Raw genomic sequence first — 20,605 nt, 5'->3', positions numbered from 1 at the left:
CGGGCAGTCCAGGCTCACTCTGCCACCGCATTCTCAACCGCGCCCGGATCGCTCAAACGGGACCACGGCTCCATCAGTACGAGCAGCAGCAGTTTTTCGAACTCGACTGAGAAACGCTCGACGATCAGCTCAGGATCATCGACCAGTCCCTTGTCGGTGATCAGACCAAACAGGACCTTGCCGTCGTAGGAAAGGATGCTGACCCCGATACCGATGTTGCTTGTCTGCGGCACCCAGAACATCTGCTGCTTGAGCTTGACGCCGGCGAGGTAGCGCGGTGCCTGCGGCCCCGGCACGTTGGTCATCACCGCAGTCGCCTTGCTTGCGACCAGGTCGAGCACCTGCTGTTGGAGAAACTTCGGCGCCATGCCGACCAGCCCGAGCAGGCCGTAAGTCACCTGCGCCTGATAGCCGCACTTCAAAGCCTCCATCCGCGCCTTCGTTGCATAGAGCCGCGCCAGAGGATTCTCGATGCCGACGGGCAATTCGAGCGCAACCAGGCCAAAGTGATTTCCGAGTTCGACCTTGCTCTCGGTCGAACGCAGGTTCACCGGCACCATGGCGCGGATGTCGACACCGGCTGTCGCGTCACCCTTGTCCTGCAAGTAACCGCCCAGTGCGCCGGCGACCGACGACAGCAGAAGGTCGTTGATCGAACAGCCCAGCACTTTGCCGACGGCTTTCACCTCTGGCAACGAAATCGGATCGGACCACGCCACGCGCTTGACCGTCCCCGGCCGCCCCTTGAGACGCGTCTGGCTATCGCTCGGCATCAGCGCCAGCTTGCCGACCTCGTTGGCAATCGCCCGAGCGACACTCGCGTAGTCGAGCAGCGTCCCGGGATCATTGCGCAGACCTTGGTAATGTCCCCAAAGCGTGCCGCCGAGCCGGATCGATGCGAGTGCGAGATCGGTAATCGGCTCGGCGATGACGGACCAGAAAAGGTCGCCATCGTCGTCCTTCTCCCCACTTTCGACTTTCTTCGCGCTGCGTTTCGTGCCATCGGCTGCCCGGGTTCCGGCAGCCGGCGCATCAGGCGCCTCATCGGTCAGCGAATGCAGCACCCGAATCAGGGCAATACCGTCCGCAATCGCGTGATGGACCCGCATGACCACCGCCGAATCGCCCCCCGCCGTTTCGACCAGCTGATATTCCCAACGCGGTCGTGACGGATTCAACGGCTCGCTGGCCATTTCGGCGACGAACTTCTGCAACTCGCGCTTGCCGCCGGGCGCCGGCAGCACGGTACGACGAATATGCGAATCGAGATCGAAGTCATCGTCATCGATCCACCATGCACCGTCAGAATCGAGTTCCGCAATCTGGCGGAAGCGGTTGTAGCGCAGGAGGCGCTTGGCGATCGTGCGCTTGAAACGCTCCGGGTCGACTCGTCCGTCAAAAACCATCACGCCGATGATCTGCATCAGGTTGGCCGGACGGTCCATCCGGAGCCATGCCGTGTCAATACTGGCCATACGCTCGCGCACGCGTTCGCGGGAAGACATCGCCTGTTCTCCGGAGACCAAGACAGGATCGCATCATAGCAACCTCCATCACCGGACAGCTATGGCGATTTCCCTTGCCGGACGATTAAAAATCAGGAAGCGTGCGTTTCAAGCCAGCCCGAAAGATGATTCAAGGAGCTATCCAGCGATGCGATCGTCGATGCCAGCTGACGACGACGCTTTTCCGGCAACAGCGAGCGGCTTTTGTCGCAGAGTATCGGGACGTTCAGGTGGATACCGTGGCGCGCGAAGATCGGGCCAAGAATGTGGCGCCTGCGGTAGAGGTCGCTGCGCGTGTTCTGATAGGCGTGCTCGCACAAACGGCTACGGCTGCTGTAGCTGAAGACGTTGGTGAAGAACATCTCCTCGTCGTCGGGTTTCGGCTCGAACAGGACGACGTCGGCGTTCTTGTATTCAAGGTCGTAGCGCGCCATGCCGGTGCGCATGCGCGAATGGATGATGGCGCGGAAGGTTTGCGACAGCACGACGGGAAGCCCCCCGTCCACCAGATGTTCCGGCGCCAGCGAGCGGGCATCCGGATGCGCATGCCGGGCCGCCATTGCAGAATCGAAGGGAACGAGCGGATTGATGCAGATGACCAGATCGGCCCCCTCGCGCAAAGCGACCGAGGCATGCAGCGTCTTGATCAGGGCACCATCGACAAAATATCGCCCACCGATATTGACCGGCGGGAACAAACCCGGCAGCGCGGCGCTGGCCTGCACGGCGAGGGAAATCGGAACGTCATCGTAGCCCTTGCTCCCGAAGGCGACCGAAGCCCCCGAATCCAGGTCGGTCGCAACAAGAAACAGCTTGTGCTTCAGTTCGCGAAAATCGTTGCTGCGCCCGTAAGCCGAGAACATTCGCCTCAGCAGTTCATCCACGCCGGCGTTGTCGAAGATGCCGGACGGGAGCGCATAACTCAAGCGCTGCAGGGACTCGAACAGCCCCGTGTGCAGAGGGTCTGAAAAGTAGTTCCTGAAAGACGAGAACAGCAGAAGCGGCACCGACAGGGCGCGCTTCATGTACTCGCCCAAGGCCGGACGCAGCAGCAGTTCGGGGTCGAACATCTCGTCGGTGTCATTCTCGACAAGCATGCGCGCCAGAGACCCGGGATGCATCCCATTGGCAACGGCCGCGGCGACAAAGCCACCGGAACTCACCCCGACGAAATAATCAAAACCGTTGAAGTCCAACCCTTCCAGCGCCTCGGAGAGCGCCGCCATCGCGCCGACTTCGTAGATACCACCCACCGGCCCGCCACCTGCAAGCGCCAATCCGATTTTTGAACGCACAGCAGAAGCGGCCATCATTCATCTCCAATAAACGTAGAGGGGAACAGGCACAACAGCGCGAACACCGACATAAACGCCACTTGCACCGCCTGTTTCTCGCTTCGACAAGAAACAGGCGGTGCGGTTGCGGGAAAACAACAAATCAACAAATCGCCGTGACGAAACTACGGATTCGTACCCGCAATATTCTTCAGCACATCGGCAGGCGTCACTGCGGGAACGACCTTCGGCGCAACGGCCGCCGGTTTGACCGCCGGTTTCGCCGCAGCCTTCTTGACTGCCGGATTCCTGGCTGGTGCCGGCTTGGCGACCGCCTTTTCAGCAGGTTTTGCCGCAGGTTTTGCGGCGGGTTTCGTCGTCGCTTTCGGCGCTGCCTTCGCTTCGGTCAGGCCCTGCACAACGGCCGTCAACTCAACCACGCGCTTGGAGAGCTTGTCGATATCCTTCTTGCTCGGCACGCCAAGGCTACCCAGCGCGCGCGCAACGCGATCCTCGAAGACCTGTTCAAGCCGATCCCACGTCCCCGCAGCCTTGCCGGCAACGACGGCGATCTTCTCGTCCGTCAACTTGCGCGTTCTGGCCTGAATGGTTTCACCCTCTTTGACAAGCGCCTCGAAGACTTTGCCGCCCTCTTCCTGCGCCTTGGCGAACGCGCCCAGCCCGGCCAGCCAGATCTGCTGCGCAGAATCCTTGACGGTCATAGCAAGCTGATTTTCCGTCAGACCCCCTGCCAAAGCCTTCAATTTCTTGCCCATGTCACTCTCCTTGATAGTTGTCTCACACGATAATGGACCAACGCTGTTTCCCTTGCTCCATGACGGCATTGTAGGGAGAATAACTAGAGGGCACACACTAAACATATAGGTATCGCCCTCTAAATCGGTCGTCGAAAAAGAACTTTTTCGGAGAGGCGTGAATGAACTATTTCGTCACTGGCGCCACTGGTTTTATCGGCAAACGTCTCGTCGCCAAACTGCTTTTGCGCCCCGAGAGCACCGTCCATATCCTCGTGCGCACGGTCGAAATCCCGCTCATGGAAGGGTTCCGAGAATACTGGGGCGTTGATGAACAGCGCATCGTACCGATCGTCGGTGACCTGTCCGAAACGAACCTCGGCGTCGCGAAAACCGACATCCGGAAGCTCAAGGGGAAGATCACCCACTTCTTCCATCTCGCCGCGATCTACGATCTGAATGCCAGCGCCGAAGCGCAGCAACACGCCAACGTCGACGGCACGCGCAACACGGTCGGCCTCGCCGAAGCGCTCGCGGTCAAGCATTTTCACCTGGTCAGCTCGATAGCCTCGGCCGGACTGTTCGAGGGGCTCTTCCGCGAAGACATGTTCGAGGAAGCCGAGAACCTGGACAACCCGTACTTCCGTACGAAGCACGATTCGGAGGGCATCGTGCGCAAGGAATGCAAGGTTCCCTGGCGAATCTTCCGGCCCGGCATCGTCGTCGGCGACTCGCGCACCGGCGAGGCGGAAAAGATCGACGGTCCCTACTATTTCTTCAAGCTCATCCAGAAGATGCGCAAGGCACTGCCGAGCTGGATGCCGACCATCGGCATCGAAGGCGGGCGCATCAATGTCGTCCCGGTGGACTTTGTCGTCTCGGCGATGGACTACATCGCACACCTGAAAGGCGAAGACGGCAAGTGCTTCCACCTGACCGACCCGCATCCGATGCGCGTTGGCGACCTGCTCAACAGCTTCGCCCGGGCCGCGCATGCGCCGCAGATGACGATGCGCATCAACGCCGCGCTGTTCGGCTTCATCCCCAGACACATTCGCAAGGCACTGTTTTCCCTGACGCCGATTCGCCGCATCAAGAACGCGATCATGAAGGATCTGGGGCTGCCGGACAGCATCTTCGACTTCATCAACTACCCGACGCGCTTCGATTGCCGCGAAACCTTGCGCGTCCTCAAAGGGACGGACATCGCGGTTCCGCCACTCGACACCTACGCGTGGAAACTTTGGGATTACTGGGAACGCCACCTTGACCCTGATCTTTTCATCGACCGTACACTGCACGGTCAGGTGGCCGGAAAGGTCGTCCTGATTACCGGCGGCTCGTCGGGGATCGGCAAGGCGACCTTGCGCAGGGTCGCCGAGGCCGGCGCCATCGCCGTCACCGTTGCGCGCGATGCGGAGAAGCTGGAAGAAACCCGGCGCGAATTCGAGGCGGCCGGTCTCACCATACATACGCACACCGCCGATATCGCATCCCGGGAGGACTGTGACGCGCTCGTTCAGACGCTGAACGAAACCTACGACGGCGTGGACGTCCTGATCAACAACGCCGGCCGCTCGATCCGGCGCGGCATCGAGAACTCGTTCGATCGCTTCCACGACTTCGAGCGGACGATGGAGCTGAACTACTTCGGCGCCCTGCGCCTGACGATGGGCCTGCTGCCCGGCATGATCAGCAAGCAGCGGGGGCACGTGATCAACATTTCGTCGATCGGCGTGCTGACCAACGCACCGCGCTTCTCCGCCTACGTCGCCTCCAAGGCGGCGATGGAAGCGTGGACGCGCTGCGCCGCATCGGAATTCGCCGACCGCCGCATCGACTTCACGACGATCAACATGCCGCTCGTCAAGACGCCGATGATCTCACCGACCAAGCTCTACGAACAGGTACCGACGCTTACGCCGGAGGAAGCAGCCAATCTGGTCGTCGACGCGATCATTCACAAGCAGGTGCGCATCGCCACGCGCCTGGGCATTTTCGGTGCATTGATTCACTCACTGATGCCCAAGGTCGCCCAGATCATCATGAACACGAGTTTCCGCATGTTCCCGGACTCCGCCGCCGCAAAGAAAGAAGGAGACGCCCTCCAGCCACCATCGGCAGACCAGATTGCCTTTACGCAGATCATGCGCGGGATGTACTTCTAGGCTCCAGCAACGTCGAGACAGCTCTCCGTTTGCGCGGCACAAGCGCAAACGGAGTCCCCATGGTAAGCTGGCCGCTCTAATAAAAACCACGCCTGACCGGATCGTAGCGATCTCGTCCATTTCCGCCCATGAACACCGAAAACACGACTGAAAACCCGGTTCAAAAAGCCCGCACGCTGATCAAGACGCTTCAGGAACAATACGCAGTCTTTCGTGACTACCTGCCGCTGGCGATCGGCATCGACAAGCAGCTACAGGCCCGCCAGTCCGAACTGAACCGAAAAACGATGCGCATCGCGCTCGGCTTGCACACCAATTCGCTGCGCTACCTCAAGAGCATGGAAAAAGCGACGCGCCGCTTCGATCTCGACGGGAATCCGGGCGAAGAAGTCAGCGAAACGCATCGCGCACATGCGGCCGAGGTACTCAAGGAACGCTTCCGCAAGGACGCTGAACGTCGCCGTGCACAAAAACAGGCCGAGCAGCAGGAAAAGGAACGCAACCAGAAATTGAGCCAGCTTGTCGAGAAGTTCGGCAAGCAGCGGTAGAGACAGGAGGCGGTGCGCGCCAGGCCCGCCTTGGCAACGACAGCCTTATCCGCCCGCTTTTACCGGCTCGGCTACCAGTTTGAGCGCGGGGTTGTCGCCGATCACCCAGTCGCCGGTCAAGCGCCATTCCTTCGCTGCATCCTCCAGAACGACGTGCCAGCGCCCTCTTGCAATGCCGGCGATCGCGCCGGAGTACATGCCGCCAGCGCCCGGTTCGACACTGAGCGCAATGATCTGATCGACACCCGCACGGGTCGGGTGGGTCAGGTGCAGAACGAGCTCTTTCGGCAAGACGGCATCACGCGCCGACAACAGCACGCGTACGCGATCAGCCCCGAGCATCAGTTCCGCCTGCAAGCCGCGCCGCGCCGCGACCTGGTCGCGCGCGGTGATCTGGTTGATGGCCAGACCCTGCTTGTAGTAATCGTCGTCGACCAGCCCGTCGTTGCTGATCACCGCCAGATAAACCGTAATCGCAGCGGCGACAATGACAACGAACGGCCCAAGCATGAGCAGCCATGGCGAGCGGTGGCGATACCAGGGTTCGATGGTCGAAGTCAATCTGTCGTTCATCCTGAAAACCTCACCGCAAAGGCGCGAAGGCGCAAAGATCGCAAAGGAAACAACAGGTGGGTCGTACTTGACCATTCACCCTGCGGGTCAAGATGAAAGACAGCTGCTGTTCGCGTAGCGCTTTGATTTTCTTTGCGATCTTTGCGGTGAAGAATTGAGTTTTTCAGGTTCATGGCATGTAGAAGGTTGATTTTTCCTTGACGGCCACGGCGTCGTTACCCAGCGCCCGGATATCGAAGAGGATCTTGCTCGACCCCTTGGGGACAATGCCGTCTTCGACCGACGCGACGACGAGGAAGTTCTTGTTCGACATCGCAGGCACCTCGACCACCCGGTCACTGGCGATCTCGATGCCGTCGACACCGCTGACGCCGACCGAATAGCGATGCGCCACCTCGTCGGTATTCATCACGTGCATCATGAAGACGTTTTCGATGCGCCCATCGTCGGCCTCGCGATACAGCGTGGACCGGTCGCGCAGCAGATCGACACGCAACGGCACGCGGGTGCTCAGGCTCCAGGCGGTGGCCGCGATGATCGCGACGAGGACCGAACCGTAGAGCAGCGTACGCGGACGCATCAGATGCCCGAGAATGTCACGCGACGTGTAGTGCTTGGCCAGCGCGTTCTCGGTCGAGTAGCGCACCAATCCCCGCGGACTGCCGACCTTGTCCATCACGGCATCACACGCATCGATACAGGCAGCGCAGGCAATGCACTCGTACTGCAAGCCGTTGCGGATGTCGATGCCGGTCGGACAGACCTGCACGCAGATCCCGCAATCCACGCAGTCACCGAGCGCGGTGGCTTTCGGATCGCTCTTCTTGCGCGCGCCGCGCGGTTCGCCGCGCTCGGCGTCGTAGGTGATGATCAGCGTATCCGGATCGAACATTACGCCCTGGAAGCGTGCGTAAGGGCACATGTACTTGCACACCTGCTCACGCATGAAACCGGCCATCAGGTAGAGAAAGCCGGCGTAGAACAGCATCCAGAACGTCTCCCAAGGCCCGAGCTTCAGGTTCATCAGCGAGGCGCCCAGTTCCCGGATCGGAGAAAAGTAGCCGACGAAGGTGAAGCCCGTCCACAGTGCGACCGCGATCCAGAGGAAATGCTTGATGAACTTGAGGCGGAACTTGCGCGCGCTCATCGGTTGGGCGTCGAGTTTCATGCGTGCGGGTCGGTCACCTTCGACCTTGCGCTCGATCCACATCAGGATCTCGGTATAAACCGTCTGCGGACAGGCATAGCCGCAGAAAAGGCGCCCGCCGATGGCTGTCGCAAGAAACAAGGCGTAGGCGGAAATGACCAGCAGAACGGCGAGATAGATCGCATCCTGCGGCCAGAAGACCATGCCGAGGACGTAGAACTTGCGTTCGACCAGGTGAAACAGCACGGCCTGCCGCCCGCCCCAGTCGATCCAGCACAGGCCGTAGAAAAGCGCCTGCGTGACGAACACCATGATCCAGCGCCAGTTGTCGAACACACCGCGGACGCTCTTTGCGTAGATTGTCCTGTGTTTCTCGTACAAACCGCTCGTATCGACGACGATCGGCTTCACCGCATTCTTGTCAGCCATACATGCCACCACGCCAAGTCATTTCAGAATTACACGTTACTCTAATATTCCAATGAGAAGCCGCCCCGGGGGAAAGCGCAGAAATATGATTCTTAAATTTCGGGATGAACCGGACTCGTCCGCCCATCCGCAAAAAAATCGGGGACAACCTTGATTGTCCCCGACTGACCAGCCGCACTCAACTACTTTGCACCACCTGAACTCAGGTTCAGCACATAAGCCGACAACAGGTGAATCTTTGCATCGCCGAGGAACTCTTTCCAGGCCGGCATCTGGTTTTGACGTCCGCCAACGACCGTTTCGGCGATCCTGGCTTCCGAACTGCCATAGAGCCAGGTCTTGTCCGTCAGGTTCGGCGCTCCCAAAGCCTGCATGCCCTTGCCGTCCTGGCCGTGGCAGGCAAAACAGACCGTCTCGAACTTTGCTTTGCCCTTCGCCGCGAGATCGCCGTTATGCGACAGGCCCGACAATGAACGCACGTAGTTGGCCACTTCCTTCGCGCCGGCCTCGCCGCCGATCGCCTCGGGATTGCCGCCATAAGGCGGCATCACGCCCATGCGGCCATTGCTGACCGTCTCGACGATCTGCTCGGGCTCACCGCCCCACTGCCAATCCTTGTCCGTCAGGTTGGGGAAGCCCTTGTCGCGCGAGCCTTGACCCGTCACGCCGTGGCACTGGATGCAGTAGGTCTGGAACAGACGACCGGCCATCTCCATGGCCTCCTTGTCCGCCGCCACCGCCTTCAGATCCATCTTCTGGAACTTCTCGAACAGCGGCTTGACCTGCGCATCCACCGCCGCGACTTCCTTCGTATGTTCGCCGACCGACGTCCAGCCAAAGATACCCGGGATGCGTCCGAGGGCGGGGTAGAGGGCGACATAGATCAGCGCGAAGATGACCGTGCCGTAGAACAGCCACATCCACCAGCGCGGCAGCGGGTTGTTGTATTCCTCAAGTGTTTCGTCCCAGCGATGCCCGGTGGTGTCGGTCGTCTGCTTGCTGCCGGGATGGTGGATGCTCTGCGACCAGAGGAACACGCCGCAGGCAATGACGCTGATCAGGACGATCAGGATGACGTACCAGTTCCAGAACTCATTAACAAAATCGCTCATGATTTTTTCCTTTGTTCATCGCGGGAAGAAAGGCCGAGTTCGAACCGGTCGGCTTCCGCATCCGCGAACGGCAAATTGGCGGCTTGCTCAAAGCGTTGCTTGTTGCTTTTCACGCCGTACGCCCACCAGACGACACCCAAGAAGGTCAGCAGCGAGACGACTGTCACGATGGATCGCAGATCGTTGATGTCCATGGCTTACCTGGCGCCTTTCATCTCGACGCCCATACCCTGGAGGTAGGCAATCAGCACGTCGAGCTCGGTCTTGCCTTCAAGCTCCTTGCCGGCGCCGGCGATTTCTTCATCGGTATAGGGCACGCCGACCTTGCGCAGAGCGCTCATCCTGGCACCGATGCTTGCTGCGTCCGCCGGATTGCTGGCGAGCCAGCCGAAGGCCGGCATGTTGGACTCGGGCACGACGTCGCGCGGATTGATCAGGTGCGCGCGATGCCACTCGTCCGAATAACGGCCGCCAACGCGCGCCAGATCCGGCCCCGTGCGCTTCGAACCCCACTGGAAAGGATGGTCGTAGACGAATTCGCCGGCCACCGAGTAGTGACCGTAGCGCTCGGTCTCGGCGCGGAACGGGCGAATCATCTGCGAGTGACAGAGGAAGCAGCCCTCGCGGATGTAGATGTCGCGTCCGGCGAGCCGCGTCGCACTGTAGGGCTTCAGGCCATCCACGGGCGTTGTCGTCGATTTCTGGAAGAACAGCGGAACGATTTCCAGCAGACCGCCGACACTGACCACCAGAATGGTCAGAATGATCAGCAGGCCGACATTGCGCTCAATCGAGTCGTGCGTCAGTTTCATCTTGATATCTCCCTTAGGCGTGCTGACCGGAGACGGACAGCACCGGCGCGTCTTCGGTCGTACCGCCGGCCATTGTCTTGAACATGTTGTAGGCCATGATCAGCATCCCCGAGAGGAAGAGCAAGCCACCCATCAATCGGATACCCCAGAACGGATACGAGACCTTGACCGACTCGACGAAGCTGTAAGCCAGCGTGCCATCGACGTTCACCTGCCGCCACATCAGTCCCTGCATGACGCCGGCGATCCACATCGAGGCGATGTAGAGCACGATGCCGACGGTCGACACCCAGAAGTGAACGGTGATCAGCTTGACGCTGTGCATCTCCGCCTTGCCGAACAGGCGCGGCAGCAGGTAGTAGATCGAGCCGATAGAGACCATGGCGACCCAGCCCAGCGCTCCCGAATGCACGTGTCCGATCGTCCAGTCGGTGTAGTGCGACAAGGCGTTGACCGTCTTGATCGACATCATCGGACCTTCGAAGGTTGACATGCCGTAGAACGACAGCGAGGTGATCAGGAACTTGAGGATCGGATCGTCGCGCAGCTTATGCCAGGCACCGGAGAGCGTCATGATGCCGTTGATCATGCCGCCCCACGATGGCGCCAGCAGGATCAGCGAAAAGATCATGCCGACCGACTGCGTCCAGTCCGGCAGCGCCGTGTAGTGCAAATGGTGCGGGCCCGCCCACATGTAGGTGAAGATCAGCGCCCAGAAGTGCACCACCGAGAGACGGTAGGAATACACCGGACGATCGGCCTGCTTCGGCACGAAGTAGTACATCATCCCGAGGAAGCCGGCGGTCAGGAAAAAACCCACGGCGTTGTGACCGTACCACCACTGGACCATCGCGTCCTGTACACCGGCGTAGGCCGAGTATGACTTGAGCAAGGACACCGGAATCGCCGCGCTATTGACGATATGCAGCAGCGCCACCGCCAGGATGAAGCCGCCGTAGAACCAGTTGGCGACGTAGATGTGCGTCACCTTGCGCTTCCAGATGGTGCCGAAGAAGACGACGGCGTAGGCCACCCAGACGAGCGCGATCAGGATGTCGATCGGCCATTCGAGTTCGGCGTATTCCTTGCCTTGCGTAAAACCGAGCGGCAGGGTGATCGCCGCCAGGACGATGACCAGTTGCCAGCCCCAGAAAACGAAAGCGGCGAGCGCGTCGGAAAACAGTCGGGTATGGCAGGTTCGCTGGACGACGTAGAACGACGTTCCCATCAACGCGCAGCCGCCGAAGGCGAAGATCACCGCGTTGGTGTGCAACGGGCGCAGGCGACCGAAGTGCAGGAAGCCGAGATTCAATTCCGGCCAGACCAGTTGCGCGGCGATGATCACACCGACCAGCATGCCGACGATGCCCCATATGACGGACATCACGGTGAACTGTCGCACCACCCTGTAGTTATATTTCGACTGAGTTTCCGACATGGACCCACCTCATGGTTAGAAGAATAAAACGCTATTTTGCCGCCCCAAATACCCACACCAACAGGATAGGCATTATCAGATAGTATTCAAAGAGCAAGCAAGCAAATTTGATCTACATCAAATCAACGGCGCACAATATCAAAAATCAATCGCCGGCGGAAGCGAGCGCCGGCCCCAACAAGCCCTCAAACACTTCCGTCGCCAGCCTTTGGCCCCGGTGGCTTCGTCGCCTCGCCGTCATCCTCCGGCGCCTTGTCGTTGTCCATCAACACCCGGTAGGCCGGACCTTCCAGATCGTCGAACTGCCCGTTGCGCAGCGACCACCAGAAGACGAGCCCGATCAGGAAGACCAGCACGACGGAAACCGGAATCAACAGGTAAAGACTTTCCATACGCAATCAGCGCTCCGAAGACGCCTGCAACCGCAGCGAGTTGAGCACGACCAGCAGCGAACTGCCGGACATGCCGATCCCGGCCATCCACGGGGTAACCAGGCCGATCATCGCCAGCGGCAAGGCAACAAAGTTATAGTTGAAGGACCAGACGAGGTTCTGGCGAATGACGCGCAGCGATCGGCGTGCCACGAAGTAGCCACGCCGCAGATGATCGAGATTCTCCGAAAGGAGGATCAGATCGGCCTGTGTGCGCGCCAGCTGCGAACCGCCGCCCATGGCGACCGACACCTGCGCCTGCGCCAGCACCGGCGCATCATTGACGCCGTCACCGACCATGGCAACGACGCCGCCCGCGGCCTGAATCCGCCGCACGAAGTCGTGCTTGCCTTGCGGCGACATGCCGGCCTCGACCGTTTCGATCGCCAGCGCCTGCGCCACCCGTCGCGCCGCCGGCAGCGCATCGCCGGTGAGCAGCACCACATGGCGCCCAGCCTTGTGCAGCGCAGCCACCAAACTAGCTGCCTCATCGCGAATCTGGTCGGCAAGGCTGAAAAACGCCAGCCAGCCGCTCTCGTCGCCGAGCGCGATCACCGTGTCACCGCCCTCGGCAAAGGACCTTGCGGCAATCGGCAGCGGCACACCGTGCAGCGCCGCGACGTACTCCGGGCGCCCGACGCGATAGCGGCGCGCATTGTATACAGCACTCATCCCGCTCCCCGGTTCGTTCTCGACCGCGCCAAGGTCAAATCGACCGCTACGCTCGCAGGCTCCGCGCAGCGCAGCGGCAATGGGATGCTCCGAGGTTTGCTCAATGGCCGCAGCCAGCGCCAGACACTGATCGCGGTCAATCTCGCCGAGCGGCAACACGTCGAGCAGCCGCATCCGGCCGGTCGTCAGCGTTCCGGTCTTATCGAAGACAAAATGCGTCGCGCGCGAAAGCGTTTCGATGGCGTGACTGCGTGTAACCAGTAGCCCGGCGCGCGCCATTGCGCCACTGGCGACGGTAAGCGCCACCGGCGTCGCCAGCGAAAGAGCGCACGGGCAGGTGACAACGAGCACCGACACCGTGATCCAGAGGGCTTTGGCCGGATCGACGAAGTACCAGATGACGGCGACGACGGCAGCGATGAAGAGCAAGGCCATAAGGAAGCGGCTGGCGATGCGATCCGCCGTCTCGACGATCCGGGGTTTCTCCATGGCGGCGCGCTCCATCAGGCGGACGATTGCGGACAGCCGTGTCGCCTCGCCGACCTGTTCGACCTGGACGAAGATCGGGCTTTCAATATTGACCGCACCGCCGATCACCGGCGCGCCAGGCGACTTGGGCACGGGCAAGCTCTCGCCGGTGAGCAGGGACTCGTTCGCCGAACTGGCACCTTCGACGACACACCCATCGGCGGGGATGGTTTCGCCCGGTTTGACGAGCACGACGTCGCCCGGCTGTAGTTCGGCTGCAATCACCTGCTCTCCGGCGAGATCACCAGGAAAGCCGCCGATGCGTGTGGCGAACGCCGGCATCAGTTTCGCCAGCGCCTCGGTCACACTGACTGCCCGCTGGCGGGCGGTCATTTCCACAAAACGCCCGCCGAGCAGGAAGAAGACGAACATCGTGACCGAATCGAAGTAGACCTCACCCGACGCCGTCAGCGTCGCCCACACGCTCGCCGTGAAAGCGGCGCCGACGCCGATGGCGACCGGCACGTCCATCCCCACCCGGTGCAGGCGGAAGTCACGCAACGCCCCGCGAAAGAACGGCAGCGCCGAGTAGAAGACGACCGGCAGGGTGAGCACCAGACTCGCCCAGCGCAACAGCAACGCAACATCCGGCGTCATGTCGCCGTCGCCGGCCACGTAGGCGGGAATGGCGTACATCATCACCTGCATCATGCCGAAGCCGGCGACGAAGACCCGCCAGAGTGCCCCGCTGCGCTCCTTCCTGGCCACCTCCTCGTTCTTCGCCGCATCGTAGGGGTGCGCGTTGTAGCCGATGGCGACGATCGCCGCGAGGATGTCGGATAACTGGATACGCCGCCCGTCCCAGCGCACGCGCGCGCGCCGCGTGGCGAAATTGATCTCGACGCCGGTCACGCCGGGCAGCTGCGCGACGTGACGCTCGTTCAGCCAGATGCACGCCGCGCAGGTGATGCCTTCGATGATCAAGGACGCTTCACGCTCGTGCTCGCCCAGCGTGCGCACGAAACTCTTCTGGAAATCCGCGTGATCGTAGAGTTTCAACCCGTCGAGGATCGCCGGCACCGCCTCGCGCGCCGTCTCGGGCAAGGCATCGCGGTTACGGTAGTAGTCGGCCAGACCGTTGTCGACGATCGCCTTCGCAACGGCGTGGCAGCCGATGCAACACATGGCGCGGGACTGCGCATCGATGACCACCGGGAAGTCGACGCCGGGCGGGATGATCTGCCCGCAGTGATAACAACGCTCGTGAGTCATCCCCTCAGTCTCATTCTTCTGTAGTTATTGGCATTCGTCTGGCCGGCGCAGCTCAGACGCGGAAAAGTATATGCCAGTTCCCTGAATGCCGGATTCTGCCCGCGGCACGGCGGTCGGGCGATCACGGAACAGTCCATCCGCCGCGCATTGGGCAAGGGTAAGCCGTTATAATTCAGGCTTTTCGCCCTCGCTTCGCACCTTTCTCCTGATGCTTGTCTATCGCGGCTTTTCCCACGTTTCGCCCGGCGCTACCGTGCTGACCATCGGCAATTTCGATGGTATCCACCTGGGCCACCGTGCGCTGCTCAAGCGATTGACCGACGCCGCCAAGGCCGAGAATCTGCTGCCGACCGCCATCACTTTCGAGCCGCACCCGCGCGAATACTTCGCCCCCGACTCGGCGCCGGCGCGCCTGTCCACCCTGCGCGAAAAGCTCGAGATGATCGCCGACGAAGGCGTCGAGGCGGCCTACGTCGGGCACTTCAACGCCCGCTTCGCCGCGCTTTCGGCCGAGGACTTCATCGAACGGATACTGGTCGGCTGCCTGCGCGTCAAGCACCTGATCATCGGCGACGACTTCCGCTTCGGTGCCGGCCGCCGCGGCGACTTCGCGATGCTCCGGCAAGGCGGCGAGCACTTCGGTTTCCGTGTCGATGCGATGGGCAGTGTCATGCTCAACGGCGAACGCGCCTCAAGTTCCGCCGTACGCAATGCGCTTGCCGCCGGACGCATGGAGCACGCCGCGCGCCTGCTCGGACGTTCGTACTCGATCGACGGCCGTGTCGTCCACGGCGAGAAAATGGGCCGACAGCTCGGCTTCGCCACCGCCAACATCCGCATCAAGCACGACAGACCGCCGCTCACCGGCGTCTTTGCCGTCGAAGTTCACGGCCTGCCCGACGGCCCGCATCGCGGCGTCGCCAACCTCGGCATCCGGCCGAGCGCCAACCAGGTGGCACGCCCGCTCCTTGAAGTCCACCTGTTCGACTTCGCGCGCGACATCTACGGCGCCCACCTCAACGTACGTTTCGTCCACAAGATCCGCGACGAAGCGCGTTTTCCGAACCTTGAGGCGTTGAAAGCGCAGATCATGCGGGATGCGGACGAGGCCGGACAATTCTTCACCGCAAAGGCGCAAAGGCGCAAAGGGCGCGAAGAACGTGGCGACTAGAGAGCTCCTGAACGACATCAGCCATCGGATTGTCGGTGCTGGCATCGAAGTACATCGACAGATCGGCCCCGGCTTGCTTGAAGGGATCTATGTCGAATGCCTGGCCGCCGAATTGGCCCAGAGCGGATTGGCGATCGAACGTGAAGTCGCCGTCCCGATTCGTTACAAGGGCAAAGAGCTCGCAAAACCTTTGCGCCTTGATTTGCTTGTAGAAAACTGCCTGATCGTTGAGGCAAAATCGGTCGATACGCTTTTGCCGGTGCATGCGGCGCAAGTTCTGACCTACCTGAGACTGACCGGGCTCAAGCTCGGCCTGCTACTGAATTTCAATGTTGATGTTATGCGTCAAGGAGTCAAACGGATCGTCAATGGTCTATGACCTTCGCGACCTTTGCGCCTTTGCGCCTTTGCGGTGAAAGAAAATGGCTGACTACAAAAGCACGCTGAACCTGACCGATACGCCGTTCCCGATGCGCGGCGACCTTGCCAAGCGCGAACCGAAATGGGTCGCCGACTGGCAGGAGAAGAAGCTCTACCAACAGATCCGCGAAGCCTGCAAGGGCCGCCCGCGCTTCGTCCTGCATGACGGCCCGCCCTACGCCAACGGCGACATCCACATCGGCCACGCGGTGAACAAGATCCTCAAGGACATCATCGTCCGCTCGAAGACGCTCGCCGGTTTCGATGCGCCCTACGTACCCGGCTGGGACTGCCACGGCCTGCCGATCGAGCACCAGATCGAAAAACTGCACGGCAAGCACATCCCCGGCGACAAGGTGCGCGAGCTCTGCCGCGCCTTCGCCAACGAACAGGTCGAACGGCAGAAGAAGGACTTCATCCGCCTCGGCGTCCTTGGCGAGTGGGACAACCCCTACCTGACGCTGGCTTTCAAGACCGAGGCCGACGAGATCCGTGCGTTGAGCCGCATTCTGGACAAGGGTTACCTCTACCAGGGACTGAAGCCCGTCAACTGGTGCATGGACTGCGGTTCCGCGCTGGCCGAAGCCGAAGTCGAGTACGAGGACAAGACGTCGCTGGCTATCGACGTTGCCTTCGAAGTTCATCCGAATCACGCGGAGAAGGTCGCCAAGGCCTTCGGCCTGACGCATCTTCGCGCGCCTGCATTTGCCGTCATCTGGACGACCACCCCGTGGACGCTCCCGGCCAACGAGGCTGTCAGCGCGCATCCTGAGTTCAGCTACGATCTGATCAAGACGCCGAAGGGTTCCCTGATCCTCGTCCACGAACTGGCCGACGCCTGTCTCAAACGCTATGGCTTTGCCGACGGGGAGACGGCCGTAATCGGCTCCGCCAAGGGCTGCGATCTGGAACACGTGCTGCTCAAACATCCGTTCCAGGATCGCGACGTCACCATCATCTGTGGCACGCATGTCACGCTTGAGGCCGGTACCGGACTTGTACACACCGCGCCGGCACATGGCGCGGACGACTATATGATCGGCAAGGTCTATGGCCTGCCGGTCAACAATCCGGTCGGTGACGACGGCAAGTTCCTAGCCAACACCCCTGCCATGTCGGTCTCTCCGCTCGCAGGAAAAAGCGTCTGGGAAGCCAATCCGCTCGTACTGCAGGAACTCGAAGCCAAGAGCCGCCTGCTGAAAGCCGAGAAGATCACGCACAGCTACCCGCATTGCTGGCGGCACAAGACCCCGATCATCTTCCGCGCGACGACGCAGTGGTTCATCGGCATGGACCACAAGGACAAGGAAGACGCCGCGACGCTGCGCCGCATTGCCGAACTCGCCGTCGACGAGACGCAGTTCTTCCCAGCCTGGGGCCGCGCCCGCCTGGAAGCGATGATGAAGACGCGCCCCGACTGGTGCGTTTCGCGCCAGCGCAACTGGGGCGTACCGATCCCGTTCTTCCTGCACAAGGAAACCGGCGCATTGCATCCGCGCACTGCGGAACTCATCGAGCAGGTCGCCCTGCGCGTCGAGAAGGCCGGCATTGATGCTTGGTTCTCGCTCGACCCGAAGGAACTGCTCGGTGATGAAGCCGACCAGTACCGCAAGATGAAGGACACGCTCGACGTCTGGTTCGACTCCGGCGTCACCCACCTCTCGGTGATGCGCGGTTCACACAAGGAACAATGCACCTTCCCGGCCGACCTCTACCTCGAAGGCTCCGACCAGCATCGCGGCTGGTTCCAGTCGTCGCTGCTGACCGGCTGTGCCATAGACGGCCGCGCCCCGTACAAGGCGCTGCTGACGCACGGCTTCGTCGTCGACGGCAAGGGCCGCAAGATGTCCAAGTCGATGGGCAACGTCATCGCCCCGCAGAAGGTCTCCGACACGCTCGGCGCCGACATCCTGCGCCTGTGGGCTGCCGCTACCGACTACTCCGGCGAACTGTCGATCTCCGACGAAATCCTCAAGCGCGTCGTCGAAGCCTACCGCCGCATCCGTAACACGCTGCGCTTCCTGCTCGCCAACACGTCCGACTTCGACGCGACGAAGGACATGCTGCCGTTCGACCAGTGGCTGGAAATCGACCGCTACGCGCTGGCCATGACGCGCCAGTTGCAAGGCCAATGCGAAGAGGACTACGGCAAGTACGAGTTCCACCGCGTCGTTCAATCGCTGCAGACCTTCTGTTCGGAAGACCTCGGCGGCTTCTACCTCGACATCCTCAAGGATCGCCTGTACACCACGGCGGCCACGTCGAATGCCCGCCGCTCGGCGCAAAGCGCGCTGTGGCACATCACGCAGACGCTCGTCAAACTGATGGCGCCGATCCTTTCGTTTACAGCGGAAGAAGTCTGGCAAGTGTTTGGCAGCACTGGCACGTCGATCATGCTGGAAACCTGGCAGGCGCTGCCGACAGCCGCGGACGAAGCGCCGCTGCTCGACAAGTGGAACAAGATTCGCGGCTACCGCGCCGACGTCATGCGCGCGCTCGAAGAAGTGCGCTCTGCCGGACAGATCGGCTCCTCGCTGCAAGCCGAAGTGCGCATCCACACCGACGGCGAAAAGTACGAGATCCTGTCCTCGCTCGGCGACGACCTGCGCTTCGTCTTCATCTGCTCAAAGACCACGCTGACCCGCGCCGCAGAGGAAAAGCTCGAATGCGCCGCGCTGGAACACGCCAAGTGCGAACGCTGCTGGCATGTTCGCGAAGACGTCGGCGCGAACGCCGAGCATCCGGAAATCTGCGGCCGCTGCGTCAGCAATCTGCACGGCGAGGGCGAGCCACGTGCCTGCGCGTAACATCAAGCCCTGGTTGATGCTGGCCGGGCTGATCACCCTCTTCGACCAGATCAGCAAGTGGATCGTGCTCGGGACGATGCAGCCGGGCGAGTCGCGTTACGTCGCGCCGTTCTGGAACTGGGTGCTCACCTTCAACCCCGGCGCGGCGTTCAGCTTCCTCTCCGACGCCGGCGGCTGGCAGCGCTGGTTCTTCACCGCGCTGGCGCTCGGCGTCTCCGGCTGGATCGTCACCCTGCTGCGCAAGCACAGCAGCGAGTTCCGCCTCTCGCTCGCGCTCACCCTGGTGCTCGGCGGCGCGCTCGGCAACGTCGTCGACCGCATCCGCTTCGGCGCCGTCGTCGACTTCGTCCAGTGGCACGTCGCCGGCTTCTACTGGCCGGCGTTCAACCTCGCCGATTCGGCGATCACCCTCGGCGCCATCCTGCTGGTGTGGGATCAACTGGTCACGAAACCTTCGCATCGCTAAGCGGTCGATTCCCACTCTCGCGCCTCGCGGCGCCCCTATCGACACATCGACCGACCTGCACGGAACCTCAATGCAAATCATCCTGGCCAACCCGCGCGGCTTCTGCGCCGGCGTCGAACGCGCCATCGCCATCGTCGAACGCGCCATCGAGATATTCGGCGCGCCGATCTACGTTCGTCATGAGGTGGTGCATAACAAATTCGTCTGCGACGACCTGCGCGCCAAGGGCGCCGTGTTTGTCGACGACCTCGTTGACGTCCCGACCGGCGGAACGGTCATCTTCAGCGCCCACGGCGTCTCGAAAGCCGTCCGCGAAGAGGCCGAGTCGCGCGGCCTCAAAGTTTTCGACGCCACCTGCCCGCTGGTCACCAAAGTTCATCTCCAGGTCGCCCGCATGCGCAAGGAAGGCCGCGAAGTGATCATGATCGGCCACAAGGGGCACCCGGAGGTTGAGGGGACGATGGGGCAGAGTCCGGACGGGATGTATCTCGTTGAAACGCTAACCGATGTTGCGCACCTCAGCGTAACCAACCCGTCCAGGCTTTCCTACGTCACACAGACAACCTTATCCGTTGATGACGCAGACCGGATCGTCTCAGCCCTGAAGGATCGATATCCGGAGATTACGGGGCCAAAGCGTGACGACATTTGTTACGCAACGCAAAACCGGCAGGATGCAGCGAAAGAACTCGCCACTGAAGCCGACGTCGTACTTGTGGTCGGAAGTCAATCAAGCTCGAACTCCAGGCGGCTACGCGAAGTCGCCGCAAACAGCGGGGCAAAAGCGTACTTGATCGACAACGCAGAGCAGATCGATCATTCCTGGCTGAAAGACGCTAAGCGTGTTGGACTAACGGCCGGCGCCTCTGCGCCGGAGATCCTCGTTACGAGTGCAGTGAGCCGCTTGCGCGAAGAGTACGCCGGAGCAGTTATCAACCAGCCAGGTATCGAAGAAAACGTCACCTTCGCACTACCGAAGGAATTGCAGAACGAGCTCTGAGGCATGGGACGGCGGCCGCATCCGACATCCCGTTCAGATCGGCCGACAAGACAACAAACGCCCCACCCAACGAATCGAACGATTCATGGACCAGCCATAAGTCGCCCATCGGCGATGGGCACGAAGAGCGCCGCAAC

The 20,605-nt window shown here is 61.4% G+C and carries 18 protein-coding genes; 7 read left to right on the top strand and 11 right to left on the bottom strand.

The genetic code is table 11. From position 1 onward, the window contains the following. Positions 1-14: 14 nt before the first annotated feature. The 3 genes from KBA32_RS05170 to KBA32_RS05160 form a co-directional block, all read right to left on the bottom strand. Entirely contained in the window at positions 15-1,505 is a 1,491-nt protein-coding gene (locus tag KBA32_RS05170) for a wax ester/triacylglycerol synthase family O-acyltransferase (RefSeq protein WP_294356173.1), read from the bottom strand. 92 nt (positions 1,506-1,597) lie between these two features. Further along, positions 1,598-2,815 carry a patatin-like phospholipase family protein gene (locus tag KBA32_RS05165; protein WP_294356171.1) on the bottom strand — a complete coding sequence of 406 codons (1,218 nt, stop codon included), beginning with the start codon at positions 2,813-2,815 and terminating at the stop codon, positions 1,598-1,600. A gap of 149 nt (positions 2,816-2,964) precedes the next feature. Further along, on the bottom strand, positions 2,965-3,555 hold the full coding sequence (locus tag KBA32_RS05160; protein WP_294356169.1) for a phasin family protein: 591 nt from the start codon (positions 3,553-3,555) through the stop codon (positions 2,965-2,967). Between the two features lie 161 nt (positions 3,556-3,716). On the opposite strand from KBA32_RS05160, the gene KBA32_RS05155 reads away from it, so the two are divergent. Both KBA32_RS05155 and KBA32_RS05150 read left to right on the top strand, forming a co-directional pair. After that, a complete protein-coding gene (locus KBA32_RS05155; RefSeq protein WP_294356167.1) occupies positions 3,717-5,702 on the top strand; it encodes an SDR family oxidoreductase in 1,986 nt (661 codons plus the stop codon). 128 nt (positions 5,703-5,830) lie between these two features. After that, positions 5,831-6,250 (top strand): ProQ/FinO family protein, encoded by a 420-nt coding sequence (locus KBA32_RS05150; protein ID WP_294356165.1) that lies wholly within the window; start codon positions 5,831-5,833, stop codon positions 6,248-6,250. Positions 6,251-6,295: 45 nt separating this feature from the next. Here KBA32_RS05150 and KBA32_RS05145 read toward each other — a convergent pair whose 3' ends face one another. From KBA32_RS05145 to KBA32_RS05110, 8 genes are all read right to left on the bottom strand, one after another. Further along, entirely contained in the window at positions 6,296-6,898 is a 603-nt protein-coding gene (locus tag KBA32_RS05145; RefSeq protein ID WP_294356164.1) for a FixH family protein, read from the bottom strand. A gap of 94 nt (positions 6,899-6,992) precedes the next feature. After that, positions 6,993-8,399, bottom strand: coding sequence for a cytochrome c oxidase accessory protein CcoG (ccoG, locus tag KBA32_RS05140; protein WP_294356162.1), 1,407 nt, complete (start codon positions 8,397-8,399; stop codon positions 6,993-6,995). A 182-nt stretch (positions 8,400-8,581) separates the two neighbouring features. Continuing rightward, the gene (ccoP, locus tag KBA32_RS05135) at positions 8,582-9,511 is read right to left on the bottom strand and encodes a cytochrome-c oxidase, cbb3-type subunit III (protein ID WP_294356160.1); all 930 of its coding nucleotides are present in this window, start codon (positions 9,509-9,511) and stop codon (positions 8,582-8,584) included. Next, a complete protein-coding gene (locus tag KBA32_RS05130; protein ID WP_294356158.1) occupies positions 9,508-9,705 on the bottom strand; it encodes a cbb3-type cytochrome c oxidase subunit 3 in 198 nt (65 codons plus the stop codon). The genes ccoP and KBA32_RS05130 overlap by 4 nt, the downstream gene beginning before the upstream one ends. Positions 9,706-9,708: 3 nt before the next feature. Then, a complete protein-coding gene (gene ccoO, locus KBA32_RS05125) occupies positions 9,709-10,317 on the bottom strand; it encodes a cytochrome-c oxidase, cbb3-type subunit II (protein ID WP_367113747.1) in 609 nt (202 codons plus the stop codon). A gap of 19 nt (positions 10,318-10,336) precedes the next feature. After that, positions 10,337-11,761, bottom strand: coding sequence for a cytochrome-c oxidase, cbb3-type subunit I (ccoN, locus tag KBA32_RS05120; RefSeq protein ID WP_294356156.1), 1,425 nt, complete (start codon positions 11,759-11,761; stop codon positions 10,337-10,339). A gap of 185 nt (positions 11,762-11,946) precedes the next feature. Continuing rightward, entirely contained in the window at positions 11,947-12,153 is a 207-nt protein-coding gene (ccoS, locus tag KBA32_RS05115; RefSeq protein WP_294356154.1) for a cbb3-type cytochrome oxidase assembly protein CcoS, read from the bottom strand. 6 nt (positions 12,154-12,159) lie between these two features. Beyond that, a complete protein-coding gene (locus tag KBA32_RS05110; protein ID WP_294356151.1) occupies positions 12,160-14,604 on the bottom strand; it encodes a heavy metal translocating P-type ATPase in 2,445 nt (814 codons plus the stop codon). A 208-nt stretch (positions 14,605-14,812) separates the two neighbouring features. On the opposite strand from KBA32_RS05110, the gene KBA32_RS05105 reads away from it, so the two are divergent. The 5 genes from KBA32_RS05105 (at position 14,813) to ispH (ending at position 20,468) form a co-directional block, all read left to right on the top strand. Further along, a complete protein-coding gene (locus tag KBA32_RS05105; protein ID WP_294356149.1) occupies positions 14,813-15,775 on the top strand; it encodes a bifunctional riboflavin kinase/FAD synthetase in 963 nt (320 codons plus the stop codon). Continuing rightward, on the top strand, positions 15,765-16,154 hold the full coding sequence (locus tag KBA32_RS05100; protein WP_294356147.1) for a GxxExxY protein: 390 nt from the start codon (positions 15,765-15,767) through the stop codon (positions 16,152-16,154). Before KBA32_RS05105 ends, KBA32_RS05100 begins: the two co-directional genes overlap by 11 nt. A 43-nt stretch (positions 16,155-16,197) precedes the next feature. Continuing rightward, positions 16,198-19,002, top strand: coding sequence for an isoleucine--tRNA ligase (ileS, locus tag KBA32_RS05095; protein ID WP_294356145.1), 2,805 nt, complete (start codon positions 16,198-16,200; stop codon positions 19,000-19,002). Then, a complete protein-coding gene (gene lspA / locus KBA32_RS05090) occupies positions 18,989-19,468 on the top strand; it encodes a signal peptidase II (RefSeq protein WP_367113745.1) in 480 nt (159 codons plus the stop codon). The genes ileS and lspA overlap by 14 nt, the downstream gene beginning before the upstream one ends. A 70-nt stretch (positions 19,469-19,538) precedes the next feature. Beyond that, positions 19,539-20,468, top strand: coding sequence for a 4-hydroxy-3-methylbut-2-enyl diphosphate reductase (gene ispH, locus KBA32_RS05085; RefSeq protein WP_294356143.1), 930 nt, complete (start codon positions 19,539-19,541; stop codon positions 20,466-20,468). Positions 20,469-20,605 lie beyond the last annotated feature (137 nt).

It is taken from the genome of Propionivibrio sp. (assembly GCF_017995515.1).
In the GTDB taxonomy this organism is placed as follows: Bacteria; Pseudomonadota; Gammaproteobacteria; order Burkholderiales; family Rhodocyclaceae; genus Propionivibrio.
The sequence above is the reverse complement of the archived record's forward strand: the minus strand, read 5'-3'. Positions and strand labels throughout refer to the sequence as shown.

Excerpts from the sequence above, each read along its gene's own strand:
- KBA32_RS05170 (WP_294356173.1), bottom strand. The coding sequence starts at position 1,505 with ATGTCTTCCCGCGAACGCGTGCGCGAGCGTATGGCCAGTATTGACACG.
- KBA32_RS05165 (WP_294356171.1), bottom strand. The coding sequence starts at position 2,815 with ATGGCCGCTTCTGCTGTGCGTTCAAAAATCGGATTGGCGCTTGCAGGT.
- KBA32_RS05160 (WP_294356169.1), bottom strand. The coding sequence starts at position 3,555 with ATGGGCAAGAAATTGAAGGCTTTGGCAGGGGGTCTGACGGAAAATCAG.
- KBA32_RS05155 (WP_294356167.1), top strand. The coding sequence starts at position 3,717 with ATGAACTATTTCGTCACTGGCGCCACTGGTTTTATCGGCAAACGTCTC.
- KBA32_RS05150 (WP_294356165.1), top strand. The coding sequence starts at position 5,831 with ATGAACACCGAAAACACGACTGAAAACCCGGTTCAAAAAGCCCGCACG.
- KBA32_RS05145 (WP_294356164.1), bottom strand. The coding sequence starts at position 6,898 with ATGGTCAAGTACGACCCACCTGTTGTTTCCTTTGCGATCTTTGCGCCT.
- ccoG (WP_294356162.1), bottom strand. The coding sequence starts at position 8,399 with ATGGCTGACAAGAATGCGGTGAAGCCGATCGTCGTCGATACGAGCGGT.
- ccoP (WP_294356160.1), bottom strand. The coding sequence starts at position 9,511 with ATGAGCGATTTTGTTAATGAGTTCTGGAACTGGTACGTCATCCTGATC.
- KBA32_RS05130 (WP_294356158.1), bottom strand. The coding sequence starts at position 9,705 with ATGGACATCAACGATCTGCGATCCATCGTGACAGTCGTCTCGCTGCTG.
- ccoN (WP_294356156.1), bottom strand. The coding sequence starts at position 11,761 with ATGTCGGAAACTCAGTCGAAATATAACTACAGGGTGGTGCGACAGTTC.
- ccoS (WP_294356154.1), bottom strand. The coding sequence starts at position 12,153 with ATGGAAAGTCTTTACCTGTTGATTCCGGTTTCCGTCGTGCTGGTCTTC.
- KBA32_RS05110 (WP_294356151.1), bottom strand. The coding sequence starts at position 14,604 with ATGACTCACGAGCGTTGTTATCACTGCGGGCAGATCATCCCGCCCGGC.
- KBA32_RS05105 (WP_294356149.1), top strand. The coding sequence starts at position 14,813 with ATGCTTGTCTATCGCGGCTTTTCCCACGTTTCGCCCGGCGCTACCGTG.
- ileS (WP_294356145.1), top strand. The coding sequence starts at position 16,198 with ATGGCTGACTACAAAAGCACGCTGAACCTGACCGATACGCCGTTCCCG.
- ispH (WP_294356143.1), top strand. The coding sequence starts at position 19,539 with ATGCAAATCATCCTGGCCAACCCGCGCGGCTTCTGCGCCGGCGTCGAA.